The 22392-nt window shown below is 66.4% G+C and carries 24 protein-coding genes and 1 pseudogene; 16 read left to right on the forward strand and 9 right to left on the reverse strand.

Annotated features, from left to right (window positions below; all coding sequences use genetic code 11):
- The first annotated feature begins 57 nt into the window (after positions 1-57).
- Positions 58-861 (forward strand): alpha/beta fold hydrolase, encoded by an 804-nt coding sequence (locus NV348_RS24400; RefSeq protein ID WP_447148909.1) that lies wholly within the window; start codon positions 58-60, stop codon positions 859-861.
- A 23-nt stretch (positions 862-884) separates the two neighbouring features.
- Positions 885-1229 carry a zinc ribbon domain-containing protein YjdM gene (locus tag NV348_RS24405; protein WP_447148910.1) on the forward strand — a complete coding sequence of 115 codons (345 nt, stop codon included), beginning with the start codon at positions 885-887 and terminating at the stop codon, positions 1227-1229.
- 24 nt (positions 1230-1253) lie between these two features.
- Here NV348_RS24405 and NV348_RS24410 read toward each other — a convergent pair whose 3' ends face one another.
- Entirely contained in the window at positions 1254-2153 is a 900-nt protein-coding gene (locus NV348_RS24410; RefSeq protein WP_447148911.1) for a LysR family transcriptional regulator ArgP, read from the reverse strand.
- A 72-nt stretch (positions 2154-2225) separates the two neighbouring features.
- On the opposite strand from NV348_RS24410, the gene NV348_RS24415 reads away from it, so the two are divergent.
- On the forward strand, positions 2226-2846 hold the full coding sequence (locus NV348_RS24415) for a LysE/ArgO family amino acid transporter (RefSeq protein WP_447148912.1): 621 nt from the start codon (positions 2226-2228) through the stop codon (positions 2844-2846).
- Positions 2847-2855: 9 nt separating this feature from the next.
- Here NV348_RS24415 and NV348_RS24420 read toward each other — a convergent pair whose 3' ends face one another.
- The 3 genes from NV348_RS24420 to NV348_RS24430 all read right to left on the reverse strand — a co-directional run bounded on the left by NV348_RS24420 (position 2856) and on the right by NV348_RS24430 (position 5690).
- Positions 2856-3200, reverse strand: coding sequence for a hypothetical protein (locus tag NV348_RS24420; protein WP_447148913.1), 345 nt, complete (start codon positions 3198-3200; stop codon positions 2856-2858).
- Positions 3201-3274: 74 nt separating this feature from the next.
- The gene (locus NV348_RS24425; protein WP_447148914.1) at positions 3275-3904 is read right to left on the reverse strand and encodes a transglycosylase SLT domain-containing protein; all 630 of its coding nucleotides are present in this window, start codon (positions 3902-3904) and stop codon (positions 3275-3277) included.
- Between the two features lie 628 nt (positions 3905-4532).
- Positions 4533-5690: a helix-turn-helix domain-containing protein gene (locus NV348_RS24430; protein WP_447148915.1), complete on the reverse strand. Its 1158-nt coding sequence runs from the start codon at positions 5688-5690 to the stop codon at positions 4533-4535.
- Between the two features lie 176 nt (positions 5691-5866).
- Here NV348_RS24430 and NV348_RS24435 point away from each other — a divergent pair, with 176 nt between their 5' ends.
- The 10 genes and pseudogenes from NV348_RS24435 to NV348_RS24480 all read left to right on the forward strand — a co-directional run bounded on the left by NV348_RS24435 (position 5867) and on the right by NV348_RS24480 (position 15496).
- Positions 5867-6634: an SDR family NAD(P)-dependent oxidoreductase gene (locus NV348_RS24435; protein WP_447148916.1), complete on the forward strand. Its 768-nt coding sequence runs from the start codon at positions 5867-5869 to the stop codon at positions 6632-6634.
- A 31-nt stretch (positions 6635-6665) separates the two neighbouring features.
- On the forward strand, positions 6666-8027 hold the full coding sequence (locus NV348_RS24440) for a flavin-containing monooxygenase (protein ID WP_447148917.1): 1362 nt from the start codon (positions 6666-6668) through the stop codon (positions 8025-8027).
- Positions 8024-8881, forward strand: a complete 858-nt coding sequence (locus NV348_RS24445) for an SDR family NAD(P)-dependent oxidoreductase (RefSeq protein WP_447148918.1) — start codon at positions 8024-8026, stop codon at positions 8879-8881. Before NV348_RS24440 ends, NV348_RS24445 begins: the two co-directional genes overlap by 4 nt.
- Positions 8878-10245 carry an MFS transporter gene (locus NV348_RS24450; RefSeq protein ID WP_447148919.1) on the forward strand — a complete coding sequence of 456 codons (1368 nt, stop codon included), beginning with the start codon at positions 8878-8880 and terminating at the stop codon, positions 10243-10245. The genes NV348_RS24445 and NV348_RS24450 overlap by 4 nt, the downstream gene beginning before the upstream one ends.
- A complete protein-coding gene (locus NV348_RS24455; protein ID WP_447148920.1) occupies positions 10242-10958 on the forward strand; it encodes a TSUP family transporter in 717 nt (238 codons plus the stop codon). The genes NV348_RS24450 and NV348_RS24455 overlap by 4 nt, the downstream gene beginning before the upstream one ends.
- Before the next feature lie 127 nt (positions 10959-11085).
- Positions 11086-11805, forward strand: coding sequence for a DUF8020 domain-containing protein (locus NV348_RS24460; protein ID WP_447148921.1), 720 nt, complete (start codon positions 11086-11088; stop codon positions 11803-11805).
- A gap of 26 nt (positions 11806-11831) precedes the next feature.
- The gene (locus NV348_RS24465) at positions 11832-12563 is read left to right on the forward strand and encodes a DUF8020 domain-containing protein (protein ID WP_447148922.1); all 732 of its coding nucleotides are present in this window, start codon (positions 11832-11834) and stop codon (positions 12561-12563) included.
- Between the two features lie 1120 nt (positions 12564-13683).
- Positions 13684-13821: pseudogene (locus NV348_RS24470) on the forward strand (tyrosine-type recombinase/integrase); the annotation flags it as partial.
- A gap of 196 nt (positions 13822-14017) precedes the next feature.
- Positions 14018-14797 carry a site-specific integrase gene (locus NV348_RS24475; protein WP_447148923.1) on the forward strand — a complete coding sequence of 260 codons (780 nt, stop codon included), beginning with the start codon at positions 14018-14020 and terminating at the stop codon, positions 14795-14797.
- 75 nt (positions 14798-14872) lie between these two features.
- Positions 14873-15496: a DUF2637 domain-containing protein gene (locus NV348_RS24480; RefSeq protein ID WP_447148924.1), complete on the forward strand. Its 624-nt coding sequence runs from the start codon at positions 14873-14875 to the stop codon at positions 15494-15496.
- Positions 15497-15882: 386 nt separating this feature from the next.
- Here the strand turns inward: NV348_RS24480 and NV348_RS24485 are convergent, their stop codons facing one another.
- The gene (locus NV348_RS24485; protein WP_447148925.1) at positions 15883-16209 is read right to left on the reverse strand and encodes a hypothetical protein; all 327 of its coding nucleotides are present in this window, start codon (positions 16207-16209) and stop codon (positions 15883-15885) included.
- A gap of 90 nt (positions 16210-16299) precedes the next feature.
- Here NV348_RS24485 and NV348_RS24490 point away from each other — a divergent pair, with 90 nt between their 5' ends.
- The 3 genes from NV348_RS24490 to NV348_RS24500 all read left to right on the forward strand — a co-directional run bounded on the left by NV348_RS24490 (position 16300) and on the right by NV348_RS24500 (position 19145).
- A complete protein-coding gene (locus NV348_RS24490; protein ID WP_447148926.1) occupies positions 16300-16479 on the forward strand; it encodes a hypothetical protein in 180 nt (59 codons plus the stop codon).
- Positions 16480-17160: 681 nt separating this feature from the next.
- On the forward strand, positions 17161-18588 hold the full coding sequence (locus NV348_RS24495) for a hypothetical protein (protein ID WP_447148927.1): 1428 nt from the start codon (positions 17161-17163) through the stop codon (positions 18586-18588).
- A 77-nt stretch (positions 18589-18665) separates the two neighbouring features.
- Positions 18666-19145, forward strand: coding sequence for a hypothetical protein (locus NV348_RS24500; protein WP_447148928.1), 480 nt, complete (start codon positions 18666-18668; stop codon positions 19143-19145).
- A 249-nt stretch (positions 19146-19394) separates the two neighbouring features.
- On the opposite strand, the gene NV348_RS24505 is transcribed toward NV348_RS24500, so the two are convergent.
- Genes NV348_RS24505 through NV348_RS24520 form a run of 4 tightly spaced genes read right to left on the reverse strand, consistent with a single transcriptional unit; the run spans position 19395 to position 22390 of the window.
- Positions 19395-20018, reverse strand: a complete 624-nt coding sequence (locus NV348_RS24505) for a metallophosphoesterase (protein ID WP_447148929.1) — start codon at positions 20016-20018, stop codon at positions 19395-19397.
- Complete coding sequence (locus tag NV348_RS24510) at positions 20015-20731, reverse strand: nucleotidyltransferase domain-containing protein (RefSeq protein WP_447148930.1); 717 nt, start codon at positions 20729-20731, stop codon at positions 20015-20017. Before NV348_RS24510 ends, NV348_RS24505 begins: the two co-directional genes overlap by 4 nt.
- Entirely contained in the window at positions 20716-21924 is a 1209-nt protein-coding gene (locus NV348_RS24515) for an RtcB family protein (RefSeq protein WP_447148931.1), read from the reverse strand. Before NV348_RS24515 ends, NV348_RS24510 begins: the two co-directional genes overlap by 16 nt.
- Positions 21925-21940: 16 nt before the next feature.
- Positions 21941-22390 carry a hypothetical protein gene (locus NV348_RS24520; RefSeq protein WP_447148932.1) on the reverse strand — a complete coding sequence of 150 codons (450 nt, stop codon included), beginning with the start codon at positions 22388-22390 and terminating at the stop codon, positions 21941-21943.
- Positions 22391-22392 lie beyond the last annotated feature (2 nt).

The following is a 22392-nucleotide window of genomic DNA, read 5'->3' on the forward strand; positions in this document are numbered from 1 at the left end:
TCCTGCTGTGGCGGTATGGTGTTTTCTAACTTTAGCAAACAGGCTAACAGGAGAGATATGCCCCTCGTCACGCTCAACGGCATCCAGCTCAACTACGACGTCACCGGGTCCGGACCACTGGTCCTGCTCGTGATGGGCAGCGGTAGCCCCGGCCGGGTCTGGCGTACGTACCAGGTGCCCGCCTTGGTCAAGGCGGGCTTCCGGGTCGTCACGGTCGACAATCGGGGGATCGCGCCGTCGTCGGAGTCGGCGGCGGGGATCACCATGGCCGACCTGGTCGGCGACACGGCCGCGCTGATCGAGCAGCTGGGCGCGCCCGCGCACGTGGTCGGGACGTCGATGGGGTCGCGGGTGGTGGCCGAGCTGGCGCTGGCCCGTCCCGAACTGCTGGGCAAAGCCGTCATGTTCGCGGCCACCGCGCGGGCGCACCCGGTGTCGAGCACGCTCAATCGCGGTGAGCAGGCGTTGTTCGACAAGGGTATTCAGCTGCCCCCGGAGTACGCGGCCGCGGTCAAGGCGATGCTGAACCTGTCCCCGCACACCCTGGCCGACCCGGCCAAGGCGCAGGAGTGGCTCGACATCTTCGAATTCACCTCGGGCAAGGGCACTCCCGGCACCCGTGCCCAGCTGGGGATGGACCGCTCCGAGGATCGGCGCGCGGCCTATCGCGGCATCACCGTGCCCAGTCTGGTCGTCGGATTCGCCGACGACCAGATGGTGCCCGCCCGGTTCTGCCGCGAGGTCGCCGAGGCGATCCCGGGCGCCCGCTACGCCGAGATCGAGCGCTGCGGGCACTACGGCTACCTCGAACAGCCCGACGAGGTCAACCGCGTCCTCGTCGAATTCCTCTCCGCCGCTTGATCACCCACCCCGAAGGACTTCCCATGAGCGACTCGCTGCCGGCCTGTCCGGCCTGTTCCTGTGAATACACCTACGAGCTCGGCGCCCTGCTGGTGTGCCCGGAGTGCGCCAACGAGTGGTCACCCGGCGGCGCCGAAGACGCCGGTGACGACGTGATCCGCGACGCCGTCGGCAATGTGCTCGCCGACGGCGACACCGTGACCGTGGTCAAGACACTCAAGGTCAAGGGCAGCCCGACCGGCATCAAGGCGGGCACCAAGGTGCGCAATATCCGTCTGGTGCAGGGCGTCGGCGATCACGACATCGACTGCAAGGTGGACGGAATCGGCCCGATGCAGCTGAAGTCCAGTGTGGTGAAGAAGGTCTGACAACCGCCACCTGAGGCCCGGCGATCAGCGCTGCGGCTGGATCAGCTTGTCCGCGGCGGCCGCCACGATGGCCGCCGCGGTCTCGCTCAGTGCGGGGGAGTCGAGCTTCCACTGCTGCCAGTACAGCGGGACATCGATATGGGCGCGTCCATTGATGTTGACGAGTGTGCCCGCGGCCCTGTCTTTTTCGGTTTGCAGGTCGGGCAGCATGCCCCAGCCCATGCCGAGGCGCACCGCGTCGCCGAAGGCGTTCGACGACGGCACGAAATGCATCGGCGGGTCGATCGGCAGATTCGACTGGCGGCCGACGTGCCGGAACTGCAGATCGTCCTTGCGGTCGAACTGGATCATCGGCACGGTCGCGTACGAACCGGGTCGCGCGCCGTCGGGAAACCAGTACGCCACGAAATCCGGCGTCGCGAGCGACTGATAGCGCATGGCGCCGAGCGGGAGGACCTTGCAGCCCTGGACGGGTGTGGCGGTCGCGGTGATCGCCGCCATCACGGTGCCGTCGCGCAGCAGCCGTGTGGTGTGTTCCTCGTCCTCGCGGTGCAATTCGAAGCAGATCCCGCTGCCCACCCCGGCCAGGGCGGGCATCACCCAGGTCTCCAGCGAGTCGGCGTTGACGGCGATCGGGATGCGCGCGGGCCGCCCGGCGGGCCGGTCGACGTCGCCGAGTTCGCGGGCGGTGTCACCGGCGAGCAGTTCCACCTGCCGGGCCAGCCGCAGGACCGCGAGCCCGGATTCGGTGGCGCGCACCGGTTTCGAGCGCTGCACCAGGATGCGGCCGGCCGCCTCCTCGAGCGCCTTGATCCGCTGGCTGATCGCCGACGGGGTGACGGTCAACCGCCGCGCCGCCGCCTCGAAGGTGCCCTCGGTGAGCACCGCGTCGAGCGCGCGCAACTGGTCCAGCTGGAGATCCATGTTAGAAATTCTAATGCTGGTGAAGAATCATCAGCTGGCCTGAAAATTGATGCGCTCCTAACGTCGACAGACGTGACGGCTTCTTCCGCGGCACTGGCCGCCCTCTCCGGATTGGGCTTCGGGCTCTCGCTCATCGTGGCGATCGGCGCGCAGAACGCGTTCGTGCTGCGCCAGGGCGTGCGTGGGCAACACGTGCTGCCGGTGATCGCCGTCTGCGCCGTCTCCGACATCGTCTTGATCGCGGCCGGGGTCGCGGGCTTCGGGACCGTCGTCGAGGCCGTGCCCGCGGTGCTGACCGTCGCCAGGTACGCGGGCGCGGCGTTCCTGTTCGGCTACGCCGTGCTGGCGGCGCGGCGCGCGCTGAGTTCGTCGGCGCTGATCGCCGAAGCGGCGGGCGCCTCGGTGGCCGTCGGCGCCTCCGTCCTCACCTGCCTGGCCCTGACCTGGCTCAACCCGCACGTATACCTGGACACCGTGGTGCTGCTGGGTTCCTTCGCGAGTACCTACGCGAGCCCGGATCGCTGGTTCCTGGCCGCGGGCGCGATGCTGGCCAGCATCGTCTGGTTCCTGGCGCTGGGATACGGCGCGCGCCGCCTCGGGCCGCTGTTCGCGCGGCCGACCGCGTGGCGGGTCCTCGATTCGCTGATCGCGGTGATCATGCTCGCGCTCGCGATCGGTCTGGTCGTTTCCTGACGGTGCCGCTCAGGATCCGGCGGTCCACGGCGTGACGGGCGGCTTCACCCACAGCAGCTTCTCGTCGGCGTGGGTGCGCACGGCGGCGGCGTGCCCGGGATTGCGGGCCGCCCAGGCGTCCTTCTGGTCGAGCAGGTCGGCGACCACCTGCCAGGTCTCGCCGGTGCTCGGTGGATTGGTGTCGGCGGCCCTGGCCAGTTTGCGCAGGGTGGCCGCGGGCAGGGCGAGCAGTTCGGTCCCGCGGATGTCTCGGTCCCAGAGATAGCCGGCCAGCCGGCGGGCCTTGGCGACGCGGCTGGCGGTGGCCGCGTCGGAATGCGCGTGATCGGGTGCCTGATCGGCGCTGTCTGGCACGGGGCGATTCTACGACGAACGCCCGCGCTCCGGTCGGCGATGACCGGGGCGCGGGCGTTCACCCGTCAGGTGGCTCAGTAGGCGCTGTTGACGTTGTCCATCGAGCCGTAGCGGTGCGCCGCGTAGTTGCAGGCCGCCACGATGTTGGAGACCGGGTTCCAGACGTCGAAGGGGGTGCCCTCGACGTGGTACGCGGCGAAGGTCGGGTCGATCACCTGGAGCAGGCCCTTGGAGGGGATGCCCATCGCGGCGTTGGAGTCCCACAGGTTGATCGCCTGGGGGTTACCGGTCGACTCGCGCATGATGTTGCGGTGGATGCCCTCGTAGGTGCCGGGGATACCCTTGGCGGCCATGATGTCGAGGGCCTGGCGGATCCAGCCGTCCAGGTTGTCCGGGTACACGGGGGCGGCGGGCTCGGGCATCGGGGCCGGAGCGGCCTCGGGAGCGGGCGCGGGGGCCGGAGCGGCCTGCGGCGCGGGGGCCGGAGCGGGGATCGCCTCGACGGCGGGGGCGGCGCCGACGGCGGGGATGCTCTCCGCCTGCTCGACGACCATGGCTGCACGCTCGGGAACGCTGTCGTCGGCGAACGAGACGGCGGAGGACGCGGCTACGGCGACCAGACCGACCGCGGCGACCGCCACGGTGAACGCCTCACGGCGCGAACGACGGCCGATAACGGTGCTGAGCTTGTCTTTGTTGAGCATGGCTGTTCTGTTCCTTCATCTCTGTCTGGCGACCGCGGGCCCCAGCGGAGGGCGCGGTGGATCGCGCAGCGCACGCAGCGGCGCACGCCGGTCAGGCGATGTGTTGTTTCTGTCTGTATGGGAATGTGCGACGCTGTCAGTGGTCGGCCGCTCGATGACGGTCCGCGCGTCGCACGGTGCTCCACAGCTGGCTGCGGGGAGACCACGCGCTCTTCGGTTCTTCGCTCCGGAAGTTGGATACCTCGGGGCTAACCAAACCGCAGGTCTGTTTGTGACCTGATTGCAGAATGGTCACGACGGGTTAACAGAAAATGAACGGAATCTGAACGGCAAACGCTGCCGATCTTGGTCGGTTCTTCGCGCAGTTGCAGAATCGTTATCTACGCAGGGGGTTTGCTGCTCCGAAAGATGTGCCGCGCGTCACAGAAAAATTTTGCACAAATCGGGTTTCGTCAGCGTTTGCGCAGCTCCAGCCTGTCCGGATCGGAACCAGAGTGACTGGAGCCGGTCTTGTCCATGGTGGTTCGATAACGGCATCGTGACTGTTGGCGGACACGGAATCGAATGCGGAACGACCCTCATCCCGGCAGCGAGTCCAGTGCGCTCGGCGGCGGTGAAGCGGTGAACCTCATCTCCGGTGAGGCATCGCCGCGCCCGTCAGGGCCAGCCAGGCATGGCACAGCCACCACGCCGTCATCGCGCCGAACGTGGTGGATGGGTCGATCCCGGTGGCGTCGGTGAAGCGCTGGACCCGGTTGCGGACGGTATTGGGGTGAACGAACAGCGTCTCGGCAGCCGATGCGGTGTCCCGATCGCCTTCCAGCCAGGCGCACACCCCGACCACGACCTGTTCCGCGTTCGGACCGAGCGAGTTCATCGCCGCCGCGTGACAGTCGAGGAGTGCCGTAGCCAGGTCAGCTCGGTCGGCGAGCGCCGCCGGCACCGCGACCTCGGCGATATGGATCACACCGACCTTGCCTATCGTCTCGGCCGCGGTCAATGCGGCGGTCGCGAGCACCCTGACGCCGGCCAGGTCCTCGGGTTCGGCGGGACCGGCCGCGCCGACCGCGAGCGGTGCTTCCACCCGGTTGGAAGGAGCGTGGTCGAGCACGCCGATCAGAAGATCATCCACGATCGCGAACAATGCCTGGCCGCGATCGTGGCGCACCGAGCGCTCGAGGCCCGCCGTCGCGACGGAGTCGCCGACGCGGGCAACCAGTACCCAGAGCCCGGCCCCGACTCGCAAACCGGCCTCGGCCGCAGCCAGTGCGGCCACCGAGCCACCCGCGAGTAGCCGCCGCAGAATCACCGCATTCCGGTCGCCGGTCCTGCCCCGTTGTCCGACCTGCGCGGTGCGGTGCGCGGTGATCAGCCTGCACCGTACAACCTCGGCCCAATCGTCGTAGAGCTCCCGCGCATCCAGGAGGAGGCCGGTCTCGATTCCCTCGGCCGCGGCCAGCTCCCGCGCACGTGACCAGATCGCTCGCTCGGCGACGTGGATGGCGCGCAGCACGGCTTCGATGGGGACACCTTGCCCGGCCCGGGTGACCGCGAGCTCCTCGACGAAGGACAGCTCCGCTTCCACGGGTCCGCGCCGATCAGTCAGCGCCCGGGTCGCCGCGAGGAGCAGCGCGCGGGTATGTCCGGCGATATCGGTGCGGGTGAGCGGCGCGACCTCCCGGACCGTCGCGCGCACTCCGGCAACTACGGACGACAACAGATCGTCCTCGCCGACGACCTGCTCGATGAGGTCGGTCATGGCTGTCCAGTCAGCTCGGGTATGCATCGGTCGATACTGCACAAAATTGTGGCGCGCCACAACAAGTAGGGGTAATAGGGTGGCGTGGGCCATATTCAGGGCCGATAGTCGCCCTTATGTTTGGGTGGAATTACAACGGTGAGGGTGAACCGGCGCAATCAGACGCTCGGTCCGCGCCGTGAATCGCGACGACAGGACATTCGATGAGACAGGTTGCCGTGATCACCGGCGCTGCCGGCGGCATCGGCCGGGCAATGATGCGGCAATTCGCCTCCGCAGGCTATGCCGTCACGGGTCTCGATCTGCCCGGTGCCTGCACGTCCGACGATCCGCGGCTCCTCGGTTGCGACATCACCGACGAGGACCAGGTTCGGGCCGCCTTCGACCGTGTGATGTCCGAGCACGGCCGAATCGATGTGCTCGTCAACAATGCGGGAATCTCGGCGATCGGCAGCCTGATGGACCACGACGCGGCGACCTATCGGCGCGTGATGGAGGTCAACTACATGGGTGCCCTGCTGTGTACCCGGGCCGCTCTCGCCGGGTTGGCCGCGACCGCGGGGCGAATCGTCGTGCTGAGTTCGGTCGCGGGCTTCGCGCCGGTTCTCGGTCGCCCGGCCTACGTGGGCGCCAAGCACGCCGTCACCGGACTGTTCACTGTCTTGCGGGAAGAGCTTGCGCCGCAGGGGATTTCGGTCACGATGGTGCATCCGACATTCGTCGTCGGCGGGATGAGCGAGGTGGGGCGCGCCGCAGGCGTCCAACGCTCCACCACCGGACCCGAGATCACCCCCGAGGACGTGGCGCGCCTGGTCGTGCGGGCCGTGGCCGACGGGCAGGACCTCGTCCTGCCGGGGCGCACCGCGAAGCTCGCCTGGTGGGCGAATCGGATCTCGCCGCGCGGCTACGCCCGAATCATGACCCGCGGACTGCGAGCGACCACGCCCATACGAGCGCCGCGTTCCCACTGAACACACGATCCACCGTTTCGAGGAGACATCCATGAGTTCGACCAGCCGCGTCGCGGTGATCGGCGCCGGCGCAGCCGGTCTCGCCACGACCAAGGCCCTGCTCGACGCCGGTCTGGAGGTCGTTACCTACGAAAGAGGTGACCGGCCCGGAGGTCTGTGGGCCAGGGACAATAGCAGTGGACTTTCCCCGGCCTACGCGTCGCTGCACCTGAACACCAGCAGAGCCCGCACGCAATTCGCCGACTTCCCCATGCCCGCCGCGTGGCCGGACTATCCATCGGCCGACCTCGTCGCCGGCTACCTCGCCGACTACGCGCGCACCTTCGGTGTGACCGAGCGCATCCGTTTCGGCACCGCGGTCGCCACCGTCGACAAGGCCGAGCCAGGGCAGCCATGGGTCGTCACCGCGGAAACCGGTGAATCAGCGGAATTCGACGCCGTCGTGGTGGCCAACGGCCACAACTGGGAACCCCGCTGGCCCGAACCCGGGTATCCAGGGACATTCACCGGCGCGCAACTGCACGCGCACGAATACCGCACTGCCGAGGTGTTCCGAGATCGGCGAGTGCTCGTCGTCGGCATGGGCAACTCCGCGATGGACATCGCTGTCGACGCGTCGTACGTGGCACGCGAACCGGTGCTGCTGTCGGCCAGGCACGGCGTTCACATCGTGCCCAAATATCTGTTCGGCAGACCGTCCGACCAGACCGCCGGGATCATCGCCGCACTGCCTTGGCGGATGCGACAGCGGGTCGCGGAGGCCATGCTGCGGCTCGCCGTCGGCGCTCCACAGAAGTACGGCCTGCCGAAGCCCGCGGGTGGGCTGATGCAGAATCACCCAACGATCAGTGACACGATTCTGCATCGGCTCACCCATGGTGAGGTGGTCGCCCGGCCGGGCATCGAACGGCTCGACGGCGAGCGGATCGCCTTCACCGACGGCACCTCCGAACTGGTCGATGTGATCGTGTGGGCCACCGGCTATCGCGTGAACATCCCGTTTCTGTCGACCCGCTGGATCGCCGATGACGCCGATCAGCTACCGCTGTACAAGCGCGTCTTCCACCTCGAAGACCCGAGTCTGGCGTTCGTCGGCCTCATGCAGTCGACGGGTGCGGCGCTCCCGGTGGTAGAAGCCCAGGCCGCACTCGCCGCCGCGTACCTGTCCGGGACCTACGCCCTGCCCACCCCGGCCGCGCAGCGCCGCGTCGTGGCCGCCGACCTGCACGCCGCGGCCGAGCGCTGGGGCTGGAATCGGCGGCCGCACATGCGAATCGACTTCGACCACTATGTCAGCGGTCTGCCGCGGGAAATCCGGGCCGGGCAGGTCCGCGCCGCCCGGGGACCAGCTGTGAAATTCGCTCCCGCCCGGCATGAGGAGGCCTCCGCATGAGCATTCGATATCCCCTTCGCGCCGCTGCGGTGCACGGTCCGCGTGACGCGCGCGGCCTGCGTGTGCTCATCACCGGCGCTTCGGGAACCTTCGGCCGGGCGATGAGCGCACGGCTTGCCGAACTCGGCGCCCATGTCATCGGCCTCGACGTGGCTCCCCGACCGGACGACCCGGTCGAGGTCCTGCCCTGCGACCTCACCGACGACGCGAGCGTCGCGGCGGCGGTGGCCACCGCCATCACCACGCTCGGCGGCCTCGACCTGCTGATCAACAACGCGGGAGTCGGCGGACCCGCGCCCGCGGAGTACGGGCCGGGGGCCGAGGTTCGCAGCCAGTTCGATATCAATCTGCTCGGTGCCTGGCGGGTGACCGCCGGGTGCGTCGACGCACTGGTTCGCTCGCGTGGGCGGGTCGTCATGGTCTGTTCGCGAATGGCGGTGCTACAGCTGCCCTTGGCCGCCGCGTACGGTGCGTCGAAGCGTGCCCTCGTGGCGTACGCGGACGCGCTGCGCATGGAAATCGGCACCCACGTCGGCGTGACCTGTGTGTACCCGTCCGCGGTGCGCAGCCCGATCCATGACGCGACCGCCGCCGCCGGGCTTTCGCTCGAAGGGATGAGCAGCTACGAGCCGCTCGAAGGAGTCATCGACACGGTCCTGCGCGCATCGCTGGGTCGATTGCGCCGTGATATGCCGACGACCCGCAAGGGAGCCGTCGAATTCTTCCTGGCCCGCCACCTGCCCTGGGTGACCGATCGCATCGTCGCCCGGACACTGGCTCGCCGCGCGCGGTCCGGCGCGTTCGGCGACGCCGAACTCGCCACCGGTGTCATCCGGCGGCACACCGCCGGATGAGTACTGTGCGCGGGCCGGGAACGGGCGAGACGGCCCTTCGGCCGGACGACTCGGTCCAAGCGAAAACCGCTGACCTGCTGACCTATTCGACCGGCTCGGCCGGCATGGGAGTGTGGATCACGGTCCCTGGCCTGCTCCTGCTCTACTTCCTCACCAACACCCTCGGTGTCTCGCCGCTGCTCGCCGGGCTCACCCTGCTGTTGCCGAAGATCGTCGACGTGCTGATCCATCCGCTTTTCGGGTCGCTGTCGGACCGGCAGGCGCGCAAGGCCGGTCACCGCCGCGGCATGATGCGCTGGGGACTGTTACTGGCGATCGCCATGGCGGCCATGTTCTCGGTGCCCACGGCCTTCTCCGGTCCGGTCGCCGCACTGTGGGTGGGTGGCTGGCTCGTGCTGGGGAACCTGCTGTTCGCCTCCTTCCAGGTGCCGTACCTGACCACCCCGTCGGACCTGCTGGTCGGCTATCACGAGCGCACCCGCGTCTTCATGTTCCGGATGCTCCTGCTGACAGCGGGCCTGTTGGCCGCCGGCGTAGCCGCCCCGGCATTGGTGGCGGCGGGCGGCCGTGCGGACTACTCCCGCATGGCGGTGCTCCTGTCCGGCGCGATGTTCGTCTCGGGCTTGGCCGCGCTGGCCGGAGTTCGCAGACTCACCGCCGGCTGTGGCTTCCGCGTCCCCGGTGAAGGCCACCGGTCCACCGTGGGTGACGTTCGGAATGCGTTGCAGGACAGCAACTTCCGAATGCTGGTGCTGTCCTATCTCTTCACCGGGGCTACCACGCACGTGTTTCTGGCGGCGGTGCCGTTCTACTCCGAGTACGTCTTCGACGACAGCACACTGACGCCGATACTCATGGGCGGATTCCTGGGGGCGGCGCTGTTCGCCGGACCCGCGTGGATGCGGCTGTCGCGACGGATCGGCAAACAGCGGGGACTGTTGTTGTCGCAGGGCATCTTCGTTGTCGGCTCGCTCACCCTGCTGTTCGGCACGACGCTCGGGGTACCCGCCACGGTCGTCGTGGTCGTGGTGCTCGGAATCGCTTTCGCCGGGCTGCAACTGTTCGCGTTCTCGATGGTCCCGGACGCGGTGGCCGCCGCACAGACGCACAGCGGCGCTGCGGCGGGGGCCTACACCGGTGTATGGACCGCGACCGACGCGTCCAGTACAGCCCTCGGTCCCTATCTCTACTCCATCATCCTGGCTCTCGGTGGTTTCGTGGCGTCCACCGACGGCCACTCCGTGGCTCAGTCGAGCACCGCGCACACGGCATTGTTGCTCGGTTTCACCGTGCTGCCTGCGGCACTGATGAGCGTGGCCATCGTGTTCCAGCGGCGCTGCGTCCTCGACCGGGGCGCGCGATGATCGGCCAGGCCCTGTCCGCCACGCACGTCCTCATGCTGGTCGGCGTCTTGTTCGGCGCGGTGGCACAATCCGCGACCGGCATGGGGTTCTCCCTGGTGGCGGCGCCCGTACTGATTCTGCATCTCGGCCCGCGCGAAGGCGTCGCGGCCACGGTGATGCTGGCGGCACTGTCCTCCGTCGTACCCCTGCTGCGCGATGGACGCCACATCCGGCCGCTCGAGGTCACCCGGTTGCTGGCGCCGATGCTGCTGTGCACGCCGCTGCTCGCCGCGGCCTTGCGCGGGGTCGACACCGACGTGCTGGCGATGACCGCCGGTGCGGGCGTGGTCGTTGCCGTCGGTGTACTCGCCAGCGGTATCCGCTGGAGCTGGCTGCGGCGGCCCTCAGGGGCCGTCGCCACCAGTGGCGCCAGCGCGTTTCTCAATGTCATCGGTGGTGTCGGTGGGCCGCCGATCGGGCTCTATGCCGCCAATTCCGACTGGGAACCGGCGACGGTGCGCGCCAACCTGCACGGTGTCTTCATCGTGCAGAACATCGCGACTTCGCTGGTGCTCGGGATGGTCTTTCCCGACGCGTTCGAACTGCTCGCACTGGCACTCGGCACGATCGTGGGAATGGTACTCGCGCCGCGGATTCCGACCGCGCGGCTGAGAGTCGTCGTTCTGGGCCTTTCGCTTGTGGGCGGAATCGCACTGATCAGCCGGGCCCTCTGAGTCGGGCGACCAGCGCACCCGATCCGGAGGAGAGATGCACGCGAGCCCAACTGCCGCGCCGGAAGCCGTGGAGCGCAGCGACCGAAAAGCCCCAACTCCCGAACACCAGTAGATGAGGAACGAAAGTATGAATATTCGCCGAGCGACCCTGACCGCCGCCGTATTGGCGGCGAGCGTCATCGCCAGCACCGCGACCGCCACGGCCGCACCCGAGCCCGCGCCACCGGCGGTCACCTTCCGGGCGAATCTGATCGGTGACGCCGTGGTCACCACGCTCGAGGCCGGGGTCTTCGCGCTCACCGACGACAAGCAGGCCGTCGCGATCCGCGATGTCGCCGGGCAGAGCCTGGACACGCTGCCGCTGGCGTTCACCCTCGACGGGCAGCGGCTGCCGATCCAGCAGCAGATCACCGACGACGGGCACACCCTGCGACTCGTCCCCGACCTCACCGGCCTGGACCGTGCGGCGTTGAAACCCGTTGCCTCGCCGCTGGAAAACCAGCTGGCCATGAACGACCTCATCAACGCCGTCAGCCTGGGCACCTCGATCGGCAGCCTGGTCGGCACCGCCATCGGCGCGGTCGCCGGTGTCGGCGTCGGCATCGCACTGGCTGGTGCGTCCTGTCTGGTGCTCAGCCTCGGATGTGTGGTGACGGTGCTGCCGATCGTCAGCCTCGTCGCCGCGGCGGGCGGGCTCGCCGGCCTGATCCTGGCGGGCGGTCCCACCGCGGCGGCGGCGGCCTTCGACTACTGGACCACGCTGCGTGCCGAGCCCGGGGAGAGCAAGTACGCCCCGCAGTTGCAGGGCAAGCCCGGTGTCCCCGCCCCGGCGGCAGCCGGGAACTGACCCGAGGCGACCAGAAGGACTCCGGAATGAAACTTCGCACAACAGCATTCGCCGCGCTCATGGCGGCAGGCGCGATGACCGTGGCGGCCACGCCGGCCGCCGCGGACCCGACCACGCCTGCGTACTACCGCGCCGGCGTGGTGGACGGCTCGGTCGTCACCACCCTCGACGACGCGACCTTCACGCTCGCGGCGGACCAGCGATCGGTACTCGCCCACGACCTGTCGGGACAGCTGGTGCTCAGTCTGCCACTGAGCTTCGAACTCGACGGGGTGCCACATCCGATCCTGCAACGGATCACCGATGCCGGCCGCACCCTCGTCCTCACCCCCGATACCGGCTTGCGCCCGGTCGCGTCACCGCTGGAGAACCAGCTGGCGCTGACCGAATTCGCCGGAAACATGACCAAGGCGACGCTGGTCGGCACCCTCGGCGGATTCGTGGTGGGCGCACTCGTCGGCGCCGTGATCGGTCTCGGATCGTGCCTGTTGGTCGGCCCGGGCTGTCTGGCGACCACCCCGGCGGCGATCATGGCGTTCGCAGCCGGCGGCGGCTTGATCGGCACCCTCGCGCTCGGCGGCGCGGCCATGGTCGACGGCGTGTGGAAGTACGTCAGGACCCTGCAAGCCGCGCCCGGTGAGAGCGCGTACGCCGAGAAGGGCGGTCTGCTCGACCCGGAGGGCACCGGCGTCCCCGACGCCAACCTTCGGATTCCACCGCTGCCGTTCAAATCCCTCATGAGCGGCTCCGGCCGATAGCCCTGGGGCAGTGCCCGAGGCGGCAACGACCTGAGTCGTTGCTGCCTCGGGTAGAGCAACGCGCATTCGCGGCGGTCGGTGTGCGAGGCCACGGGCGGACGCACAGAGGAGCGAGGAGGGCGGACGACCGGTCGCTACGGCTGAGGAGGCCGTTCGACTTCGGCAGCGATCCACTCCAGGTGTCGACGTGGCAGTCATTGGCTTCGCCCGGATCCCGGGCGAACAGTTCGTCGACCGCGCGCCGACTCTCGACGGTCCGCCAAGGCCGTCGGCTCAGGCCCGTCCGGCCAGGAGCGAATCGTCTATCGGACCGGACCAGGCACCCCCAGCGCGCACGCCCTGACCCTGCTGGGCACCCTTGCCGCCACTGGGACGGGATGTCCGAGACGTCCAGTACGCGGATGTGACGCATTGCACATTGTGGAAGGTGGTCGCGACGCTGAGCGCCGCGGCGTCGGATTCGGAGACTGCTGCACAGTAGCTGGGAGTGCTCCGGTGGGCGATCACCGAACGGCGCACCATCTAGTCACCGCAACAGGTGCCGGACTCATCGGCTGTGATGGCGAGTGGGTTTCGGTGTATCCAGCTGGCGGATACGAACGAAGGCCCTGATCGGGATGATCTGATCAGGGCCTTCGTTGTTGTGCGCCATCAGGGACTCGAACCCCGAACCCGCTGATTAAGAGTCATGCGTAAATGGCCTATCCAGGCATTTCAGAGAAATAAGTCACGGCAAAACCCCAGGTCGCGGCCGTAGTTGCAGGGTGTAGATCGCAGTTGCGCGCAAATAGATGTGGGTAGTATTTGTGGGTAGTCGGATATGGGTAGTTGCCAATAACTGCCCAATAACTCATCCGGAAAAAGGCCCCGGAAAACCCTCATCACCCAGAGAGACCCAGTGACCAAGCTGATCCGCCGCGTCCCCAACGGTGCCCCGAGCTGCACCTTCGACAAGACCAAGAAGGTGTACAGAGCACGGCAGAAGAACCCCGCCGGCGGCCCCCGGCTCGAAGCCACCTCCACGGACTACAGTGAGGCCCTCGACAAGCTGCGTGTGATGTACAACCGCGCACTCGCCGGACTCTCGCCATCCGGCGAACGAGGCTCGGTCGAGGAGTGGATGCAGACATGGCTCACCGAGATCGTCGCCCGACGCTCGGCCCCCAAGACCCTCTCGTCCTACCGATCGGTGATCAACACCCACATCGTCGAACTGATCGGCGACACCCAGCTGCGCCGCCTCACCGTCGACGACCTCGACAACATGTACGACGCCATCGTCATCCGAGTCCGCGAGGGCAGCAAAGGCCGCTACAACGGCATCTCCACCGCACGCCTCGCGCACCGTGTCATGCACTCGAGCCTGCGGGACGCCCTCAAGCGCGAACGCATCGACCGATCCGTCGCCGACATCGCTACACCCCCGAAGGCCCTCCCGTCCAGCCGGGCGAGCAATGACCGCGCCCCAGGCGATGAATCTGCTCCGTACCGCCTACGACAGCCAAAGCGACTTCACGGTCGTTCTCGCCGTCCTCCTCTTCACCGGCGTCCGCATGGGCGAGGCTCTCGGTCTCACTTGGGACCGCGTCAACCTGCCCACCAACGCCGAAGGCACCAACGGCACGGTCGAGGTCACCTGGCAGCTCCAGAGCTTCCAGAAGCTTCACGGCTGCGGCGACGAGCACCCCGAGGAAGGCTGGCCGTGCGGGAAGATCCGCGGCTTCCGCTGCCCGGACGGATACTTCAACTTCCAGCCGGACTACGAGGTCCTACACCTCGTCGACTCCCTCTTCCTGTCCCGCCCGAAAAGCTCGGCGTCGATCCGCCATCTCCCGCTAACCCCCCAACTCGCGGCCTTCCTCACCGTTCAGGCGCGCAAGACTCGCGGGATCCGCGGAAACCGCCACAACCTCGTGTTCTTCGACCCGCGCCACGAAGAGATCCGCCCGATCCCTCCTCGGCACGGATGGCAGATGTTCAAGAACGCCGTCATCGCGGCGGGGCTTCCTCGCGACCTCGTCGTGCACGAAACCCGCCACACCACCGTCACGCTGCTCACCGAAGCAGGCGTCCACCCGCAGACGATCCAGAAGATCGTCGGCCACGCCACGCTCGGCACCACGGACATCTACACCCATGTCGACCACGAGATCGCATCCGCTGCGCTCAACAAGCTCGACGAAATGATGAACCTCGGGCTGCCTGGCCCGAACGCGCTCAGTCTGGCCGCGTAACCGAAAAAGAAACCCCCGCAGGCACCGTCAAGCTTCTGCGGGGGCTCACCACCAGGGAAGGGAAGTCCCCGGCATATGTTCAATGCTATCCGCTCCACGCTCTCCAAGACGCGATGGGTGCACGTATCGACGGCCTCGACGGTCGTCGTCAACCTTGCCGCGTTCGCGATGTCCGTGGTGGCGCTGACCGACCTCGCCGGTGCGCACGGGGTACCGGCCTGGCAGGCTTGGCTGCTGCCTATTGTCCTCGAAGGCTTGGTGCTCGCGTCCACGGCGGGCACGGTCAGCCTGTCCGGCATGAGCGCGGCCTACGCATGGGTGCTGATGATCCTGTCGATGCTCACCTCTGGGGCCGGCAACGTTGTGCACGCCTACTTCGGCGCCGGCAGCGTGTTCACCCTCGACTCCATCGTGGCCATGGTCATTGCGGGCATTCCGCCCCTATGGCTCCTACTGAGCACCCACCTCACCGTGATGTTGATCAACAACTCCAAGGCGCCGACTGCCGCGATCGTCACGGCCGCCGAGAAGCGTGCTGACACTTCGCCGGTGGAGACCGCTGTGCCCGCCCCTGCGGCGATCCCGGTTGTTCGCCAGATGCCGATTCGTTCGTCTCTCGTCGCGCAGGAACTGCCGATCGTGGCCGCGAACAAGGTCCTCGATCAGGAGGTCGCCGAACCGGTCCTTACCAACGCTTGACTGCGCCCGGCCGGTCACCCCAGCACCCCGCGAACGCGCGTCGCGCCGCCTTGGGCACCAGCTGTGCCTCGGGCGGGCGAACCCGCGGGATTCGGCGTGCCCCAGGGGAGACCGGCCGATCGCCTACTGCGCTCGACGCGGCGAGTACCCACTCACCTCCGGCCGGTGCCACATGCTCGCATCGGCCGCCGCCCAAGCGCCCGACGCCGCAACGATGACGGCAGTGGGTCGTCAGGCGTGCCTCCTCCGGCGCTGATGTGACCAGCCTCTGCGAAGGCGCGCGACCGAACTGCCACTGTGACGCCGGTCGACCAGCCCTTCGTACGCACGCGAATACCGACCGGCGCCTCGTCGGGAAAACCTGCCAAGAAACCGCTGGAGGATAATCAGCGGCTTTCGTCAGCGGGCATGAGGGCGTGGGCGGGACACCACTGTCGCATCTCCAGCTGGCCATGGCCGTTGCCGGTCACCAGCGTGAATACAACGAGTGCCATCCAGGTGCCGTCGTTGAGCTGGACCCACGCATACAGCCAGCCTGGTACACGATCGCCCAACCTCAAGCCGCCGAGCCGAACCCGCATCGGCAACTTGTCGACCCCGAAGTACTTCGGCTTCGTCGGGATCGCAACGTTCGCCGCGACCAGGACCCGCCGAGGCGGATCTACCACGCGCCACGGCGCAGGAGAGAAATCCACGGGCCAGTTGTCGAACATGTGTGCGAATCTACCCCCGAGGCGCAATGGCGTCGACGGGTGCCTCAACGTGCTGCGACGCGACAGTGAAGGATGTACAGGATGGGCCAAATGACCTGCGACGTGTGCGACGAACCCGGCGACGTGGCGCTCGTTCAGCCGGGCGATACAACCTCTGACGGGCCGACCGTGCTCTGTGCGAACCACCTCGCGCGATTCTCGATCGCCCTGCTTCTGAGCCGATCACCTGAACTGGCGGACCGCTTTCCACGGGAATTCCGACCGGAGTAGTCGACGACTCGGCCCTGGTCAGGCGGACCTGCCCGTGCTGCGAGAAGTCGCCCGAAATGCCGGGAACCCCCACGGGACTGGACGCGTCCAATCTGGCATGGAACCCGAAGATCGCGCGGCGTTGGTCGAGGCGGGCTATGACCCTGACGATCCCGACGTTCGGGAGCGAATGGCGATGGTGTGCCGCGGATTGAAGTTACTACGCGAGCGGTGGCATGAGATGCTGACGCCGGTGGACCTATGGGATGGGCCGACCGGGCCTGCAACCGAAGCTGCTCCTCGTTCGTGCGGCTTGAGGCAGTCGTTGACCGAAAGTCGTTACCGCGCTTAACCTCCGCCTATTTTGCCTTACAGCGTGCGTAGCTGGCATGGATCGTGAAGAATGATCGCATGTCGAACGCGGCGGTCTCACCTCCTTCCTCGACCGGGCCGCAGCCCGCGAGCCCGCCGCGTCCAACCGCCTCGGCATGCAAGCGGTGGTGCAAGCACGAAACGGCACTTGGGGCGTCAGTGGTGGGTACGGCGACGCGAGAGCTACTGGTGTTATCGCGGGGCGTCGCCAGCTACTGGGTCGGCAGCCCGACCGGCCGGGCGTGAGCGCGGCCGGAGACTCCTCGGCCAGTTGCCCAGCTTGGGCACGGTATTGCCGTGGACTGGTAATGGCCAGATGGGGGAATCGCAATGAAGACGTCACCCGAGAACTTGTACCGGAAGGCGATGGAGCATATCGCAAGCGCGCATCACTTGGAGGCAGCAGCGCGATTTAATCCGTATGCTAATGCCACGCTCTCGAAAATGTTAGACAAGGCGGTATGCAATCCTGATGTTTCGGATGCGCATCGTGAGGAACTCGAGAATGCCCGTCGCTTGCTAGCGGACGGCCGCATTTACTGCGGCCTCTGGCCGGACGACTCGGTCAACGCGAGCGCGGCCGTATTTGCCAACGGATTTCTCATCCGTGTTCACTGGGGGCTCTATCGAGCAGCGATCGCTTTGAGCTATATTATCGCCGCGATGGTTGATCGAGGCGGCGGGCCGGACGGGGCGAGGCTAAGCCCTGAGGAAGGAACGAGATACTATGATCGGCTAGCGGGCGAGATTGCAGTCGGAGGTGCGATTACGGTAGGCGATCTACCGCTCAATAACTGGCAGCAGCGCACTGCTGAGGGGCTCTCAAGGATGACAATGAACTTTGTCATCGCTCATGAGCTTGCCCACGTTTTCCTGGGCCACCTCGACCCCTCGGCAGACATTCAAACCGAGATTAAGGAACCCGACGGCGATCTGGGCGAATGGGATCCAACGGAAACTATTGACGCAATGTCAATAGAAATAGAAGCGGATCTCCTGGCCTCTACGTTGGTTGGACGCCTATACGATGAGTCGGTTGAAGATGGAAAATATTGCGGTCACATGCTGTTCTTCGAGATCGTGGAGACTGTGATACTCGCCCGGTACTCATACCTTCATTGGGCAGAGGATTCTGAAGGCTTGGACAAATTCGAGCAATTGAGTGCCTATCGCACGCATCCGCAGCCTGCATGGCGGCGCGCAGTTTCGATAGCGTCGCACCATCCTGATGGGTGGAGTGCATCGTTGCCCCACAGTGAGGGTCTGCTCGCAATATTTGATACCTGGCATGAGATGTCGCCGCGCAAGTACGACAAGGAACTGGTAGAGCGGCTGTTCGAGTTTGCTGATCAGGCGAGCCTACAGGACTTGGCGAGCCTTGGGGTTCAGACCGGTGATCGGTTTACTTTTATTCCGCTTGAAGCCGTTGCGTCATTTTTCGAGCAGGAATTGAACCTCGTGAGGCCGGTTCTGGCACAATTTGCGCTGCAATACATCTGGCATACTTTCGAACAGAGCCGGGCGATATCAGGCGCTCGCGCGTTGATATTTGCTTGCTCTTACGATGCATTCCTTAGTTCTCATATCGCAATCGACGAAGTAGAGCCGGAGGCTCGCGATTTTTTCGATTTGATACAGGCTGCGGTGCCCGATCTATCCGCCGTACGGAGATTCGTGGAAAAAATGGCCACGCTAGTGAGAGATCCAGACTCTGGAGAGAGGATGCTTGTCCTCTGGGACCATCGGGTCAAGGTGTAGGTGCGGCCCACCCGTCTGCGGTTGACCTGCGCGATGCGCGGCCGTGCAATCTGTTTCCAAAATAGATAGGAGTAGAAGTGTCCGAGGTGGATCAAGAAGAAGCGGTCTTGCTCGTTGAGCAGGACGACCTCGATGAGGTTAGAAGTCTGGCAAAGGAACATTCTGTCGAACTGACCGTCTTGCCTGCGCGTGGGATAGAGCCCGTAACGACGGTCACGCTCATCGTGCTCGGAACCGCTGCGGCAGTCGGCGCAATCGCCTACCTGGTAGATCAGAAAAAGGGAGGGCAGGTGATTGATTTGAGGGAGGGTGCTCCAGCGACACTTTATCGCTCTAAAGAGTTGATCTATGGGCTGGTGGTTATCATTACCCGAGAGGGCGTCGTACGGGTTGAGGTTCGCGAGCCGCAAGGAATGTTCGGAACCGCCGTAAATGCCCTGAGTGGACTTACCTCTGACATGGTTTCCGCCGGGAACCAGGAGGTGGTCGAGGCGGTTCAGGGTGCCCTCGGTGACCAGGTTGCGGTTGTGGTCGAGGAACTTGAAGCCGGGCTATAAGCTCGGGTCACGTCGATCGATGCCGTCGTCAACCTTACGATAATTCCCAGGCTTAACCACTATCTGGCCGGTTCCCCCCCGGGTGTGGTTGTCGCGTTCGAGTGGTGAGGTTGCAAACCGCTGTCGCCGCTGATTCGTGGCGTTCAGAGGAGTCGGCGCTGGTCCGGCCCGAAGGGGACGGGCCGGACCAGCATGCGCTTGGGTATCGGCCTGAGGCTGAGCACATCCTCGCCCTTTGCGAGGGCCTGATCAGCCTAGCTGCTGGGCGTTCTGTCCGCATCCAGCGGCATCTTCCGACTCTCGCAGAAGTTGCTCAGCGACCCACGTCTGTGAGACCGGTGTGAAGTGGTGGGCGTCGACTCCGACGTGCAGCTGTCGTCCGCGGACACGAGTCTCGGAGTGAGTGTGGCCGTGGAGCAGCCACTGGCCTACATCAGGCACCCTCCACTCCTCGAACCGGTTCTCCTCGGTATGGTCACCGTCCGGGTCGTGGCGGAATGGGAAGTGCGATAGCCACACTCGGTGACCTGCGATCTTGTGGACTGCGGTCTGCTGCACCGAATCGAACGCGTGCAGCAGGTACTCGGCCTGCCACTTCGCAGCCCGGCTTCTCATCGAGTGGCAGCCGTCGTGGTTGCCAGCGATGAGGTGTTTGATCCCGTTGCGCGCCGACAGCCAGTTCAACGCGGCCAGTTCGTTCTTTTTGCCGCCGATGGAGATGTCGCCGAGCACCCACACCTGATCCTTCGGGCCGACGGTGCGATCCCAACGGCGGGCCAGGTCGGCGTCCTGGCTCTCGACGCTCGGGTAGCCGCGGGTCTCGGCGGCCCAGGCGTGTCCGATGTGCAGGTCAGAGGTGTAGAAGATCTTCACGCGGCGACTCCGTCGAGGTTGGCGCGACGGATCCGATGCAGGAGATCCAGGATCGGTGCCGGGTCGGCCTCGGCGGGCACGGCCGGGGTGGTGGTGTCGAACAGGTCGACGAACATGCCGAGCAGGTACTTGAGCGACACGGCGTCGGGATCGTCTCGCACCGAGGTGCCGAATTCCATCAGGCGTTCGGAGTCGCGGACCTGGACGGTGAGGCGGCCGTCTCGGTACAGCTCGTATCCCTGCTCGAGCAGTCGGGCGATGTGGCGGGCGTGCTTTTCCCTGCGGCGGTCGGATGCACTGCCGGGTGATTGGCCGCGGCGAACGAGCTTGCCCCACTGGCTGGTTGCGTATCCGAGGTAGGCGTCTCTGATCCGTTCGGCGCCCAGGAAATTGGTACGCAGGCCGATCAGCTCGTCGCCGAAGGGCGTCCGGACCAGGTGCTCGTCGAGCCACAGCAAGTCCATCGCCGACGGGTTGCACGACAACAGCAGTCTCATCGCCTTGCCGACCTCGTGGTAGGTCGCGTCGTCGCCGTTGCGGCCTTTCACGGTCAGCTCGGCGCGGGTCGGTGGGTAGAAGCCGTGGAAGATCTCTGTCGGAGCGACGTAGATCCCGGCGTAGTCGGTGTCGGAGTCAGGTCCAGCGAGCCCGAAGGCCCGCGACCCGACGACGCCTTCGAGTAGGAGGTTCACCGCGGTCAGCCCTTCACGCACAGGACCTGGCGCAGCGTGTGCTGTACCTCGATCAGGTCGGCCTGGGCGGCGATGACTTGGTCGATGTCCTTGTACGCAGCGGGGATCTCGTCGACGACGCCGGCATCCTTGCGTGACTCGACTCCTTCGGTCTGGGCGATCAGGTCCTCCACTGTGAATTGGCGCTTGGCGGCCGAGCGGGACATCCGTCGGCCGGCACCGTGAGAGGCGGACTGGAACGACGCGGGATTGCCCTTGCCGCGCACTACGTAGGACCGAGTGCCCATCGAGCCGGGAATCAGGGCGAGGTCGCCTTCGCCGGCGCGGACGGCGCCCTTGCGGGTGACGAGCATCGGCACGCCGTCGATCTCTTCCTCGGAGACGTAGTTGTGGTGGCAGCTGATGGGGTCGTCGAAGCCGATCGTTCGCTCGCCGAACTCGTCCCGGACTGCCTGGGATACCAGGGCGAGCATGACCGCGCGGTTGCGGGCGGCGTACTCCTGTGCCCAGGTCAGGTCGTGGCGGTAGGCCGCCATTTCCGGTGTATCTGCGAGGAATACGGCTAGGTCGCGGTCTGGCAGGTCCTGGTTGTGGGCCAGGTCGCGGGCGATCTTGGTGTGCCGCTCGGCCAGCTCCTTGCCGATGTTGCGGGAGCCGGAGTGCAGCAGCACCCAGACCGCGTCGTCTTGGTCGAGGCAGACTTCGATGAAGTGGTTGCCGGATCCGAGTGAGCCGATCTGCTTGCGCGCGCGAGACTCGAGGGCCTGCACGCCGGGGTGCAGGTCGCTGAACTTGTCCCAGAACTGGCGCCACAGTGCAGTGGATGCCAGACGCCATCCGTGTTGCCGGAGACGTCGGATGTTGACCGCGTCCTCGTGGGAGTGGAATCCGACCGGCACCGCGGCCTCGATGCGGCTGCGTAGCGAGCGCAGGTCATCGGGAAGGTCCGCGGCGGTGAGGTCGGTGCGCACCGCTTCCATGCCGCAGCCGATGTCGACGCCGACCGCTGCGGGCGAGACGGCGTCGGGCATGGCGATGACCGAGCCGACGGTGGCGCCTTTGCCCAGGTGGACGTCTGGCATGACGCGCACTCCGTGGACCCAGGGCAGCGCGGCGATGTTGCGCAGCTGAGCGGCGGCCTGTGGCTCGATCTCGTGCTCGTGGGCCCACATCAGGGTGGGAGCATTGGCTCCAGTCAGCGCGACGGGAAACATGATGGTGCAGTCCTTTTCAGTAATCGGGGTCGGTTGGTTCGACGAGGATTTCGTCCAGGGTGGCGCTGACTTCGACGTTGACGCCGAGGTTGGACAGCATGGCCACGGCGTATTCGCCGTCGACGAGTTCGTTGGCGAACAGCTTCACCAGCTGCCAGGTGGTGTTGTTGGGCTCGTGCCCCCACATCTGTTTCAGTTCGCCGAAGGTGAGGGGTTCCTCGTGCCCGGTGAGCCGGAAGTCGGGGTCCTCGATGTGGTAGCGGTAGCTACCGTCGGGCTCGGGGTTTTCCAGCGTGAAGGCACGCCAGTGCACGGACTCGATCTGCTCGCATTCCAGGACTGCGCGCAGAAAGATGAACAGCTCGTCGATCGGCAGCTGGATCAGTGGGCCGAGAGCCCAGCGGGGGCAATCGTCCCCGCGGACCGTGAAGCCGCCCACGGTCCGCGAGGTGATCTCGGTCGTCATGG

The sequence above is a fragment of the Nocardia fodinahabitans genome (assembly GCF_052983615.1).

Excerpts from the sequence above, each read along its gene's own strand:
- NV348_RS24400 (WP_447148909.1), top strand. The coding sequence starts at position 58 with ATGCCCCTCGTCACGCTCAACGGCATCCAGCTCAACTACGACGTCACC.
- NV348_RS24405 (WP_447148910.1), top strand. The coding sequence starts at position 885 with ATGAGCGACTCGCTGCCGGCCTGTCCGGCCTGTTCCTGTGAATACACC.
- NV348_RS24410 (WP_447148911.1), bottom strand. The coding sequence starts at position 2,153 with ATGGATCTCCAGCTGGACCAGTTGCGCGCGCTCGACGCGGTGCTCACC.
- NV348_RS24425 (WP_447148914.1), bottom strand. The coding sequence starts at position 3,904 with ATGCTCAACAAAGACAAGCTCAGCACCGTTATCGGCCGTCGTTCGCGC.
- NV348_RS24430 (WP_447148915.1), bottom strand. The coding sequence starts at position 5,690 with ATGCATACCCGAGCTGACTGGACAGCCATGACCGACCTCATCGAGCAG.
- NV348_RS24435 (WP_447148916.1), top strand. The coding sequence starts at position 5,867 with ATGAGACAGGTTGCCGTGATCACCGGCGCTGCCGGCGGCATCGGCCGG.
- NV348_RS24440 (WP_447148917.1), top strand. The coding sequence starts at position 6,666 with ATGAGTTCGACCAGCCGCGTCGCGGTGATCGGCGCCGGCGCAGCCGGT.
- NV348_RS24445 (WP_447148918.1), top strand. The coding sequence starts at position 8,024 with ATGAGCATTCGATATCCCCTTCGCGCCGCTGCGGTGCACGGTCCGCGT.
- NV348_RS24450 (WP_447148919.1), top strand. The coding sequence starts at position 8,878 with ATGAGTACTGTGCGCGGGCCGGGAACGGGCGAGACGGCCCTTCGGCCG.
- NV348_RS24455 (WP_447148920.1), top strand. The coding sequence starts at position 10,242 with ATGATCGGCCAGGCCCTGTCCGCCACGCACGTCCTCATGCTGGTCGGC.
- NV348_RS24460 (WP_447148921.1), top strand. The coding sequence starts at position 11,086 with ATGAATATTCGCCGAGCGACCCTGACCGCCGCCGTATTGGCGGCGAGC.
- NV348_RS24465 (WP_447148922.1), top strand. The coding sequence starts at position 11,832 with ATGAAACTTCGCACAACAGCATTCGCCGCGCTCATGGCGGCAGGCGCG.
- NV348_RS24475 (WP_447148923.1), top strand. The coding sequence starts at position 14,018 with ATGACCGCGCCCCAGGCGATGAATCTGCTCCGTACCGCCTACGACAGC.
- NV348_RS24480 (WP_447148924.1), top strand. The coding sequence starts at position 14,873 with ATGTTCAATGCTATCCGCTCCACGCTCTCCAAGACGCGATGGGTGCAC.
- NV348_RS24485 (WP_447148925.1), bottom strand. The coding sequence starts at position 16,209 with ATGTTCGACAACTGGCCCGTGGATTTCTCTCCTGCGCCGTGGCGCGTG.
- NV348_RS24490 (WP_447148926.1), top strand. The coding sequence starts at position 16,300 with ATGACCTGCGACGTGTGCGACGAACCCGGCGACGTGGCGCTCGTTCAG.
- NV348_RS24495 (WP_447148927.1), top strand. The coding sequence starts at position 17,161 with ATGAAGACGTCACCCGAGAACTTGTACCGGAAGGCGATGGAGCATATC.
- NV348_RS24515 (WP_447148931.1), bottom strand. The coding sequence starts at position 21,924 with ATGTTTCCCGTCGCGCTGACTGGAGCCAATGCTCCCACCCTGATGTGG.
- NV348_RS24520 (WP_447148932.1), bottom strand. The coding sequence starts at position 22,390 with ATGACGACCGAGATCACCTCGCGGACCGTGGGCGGCTTCACGGTCCGC.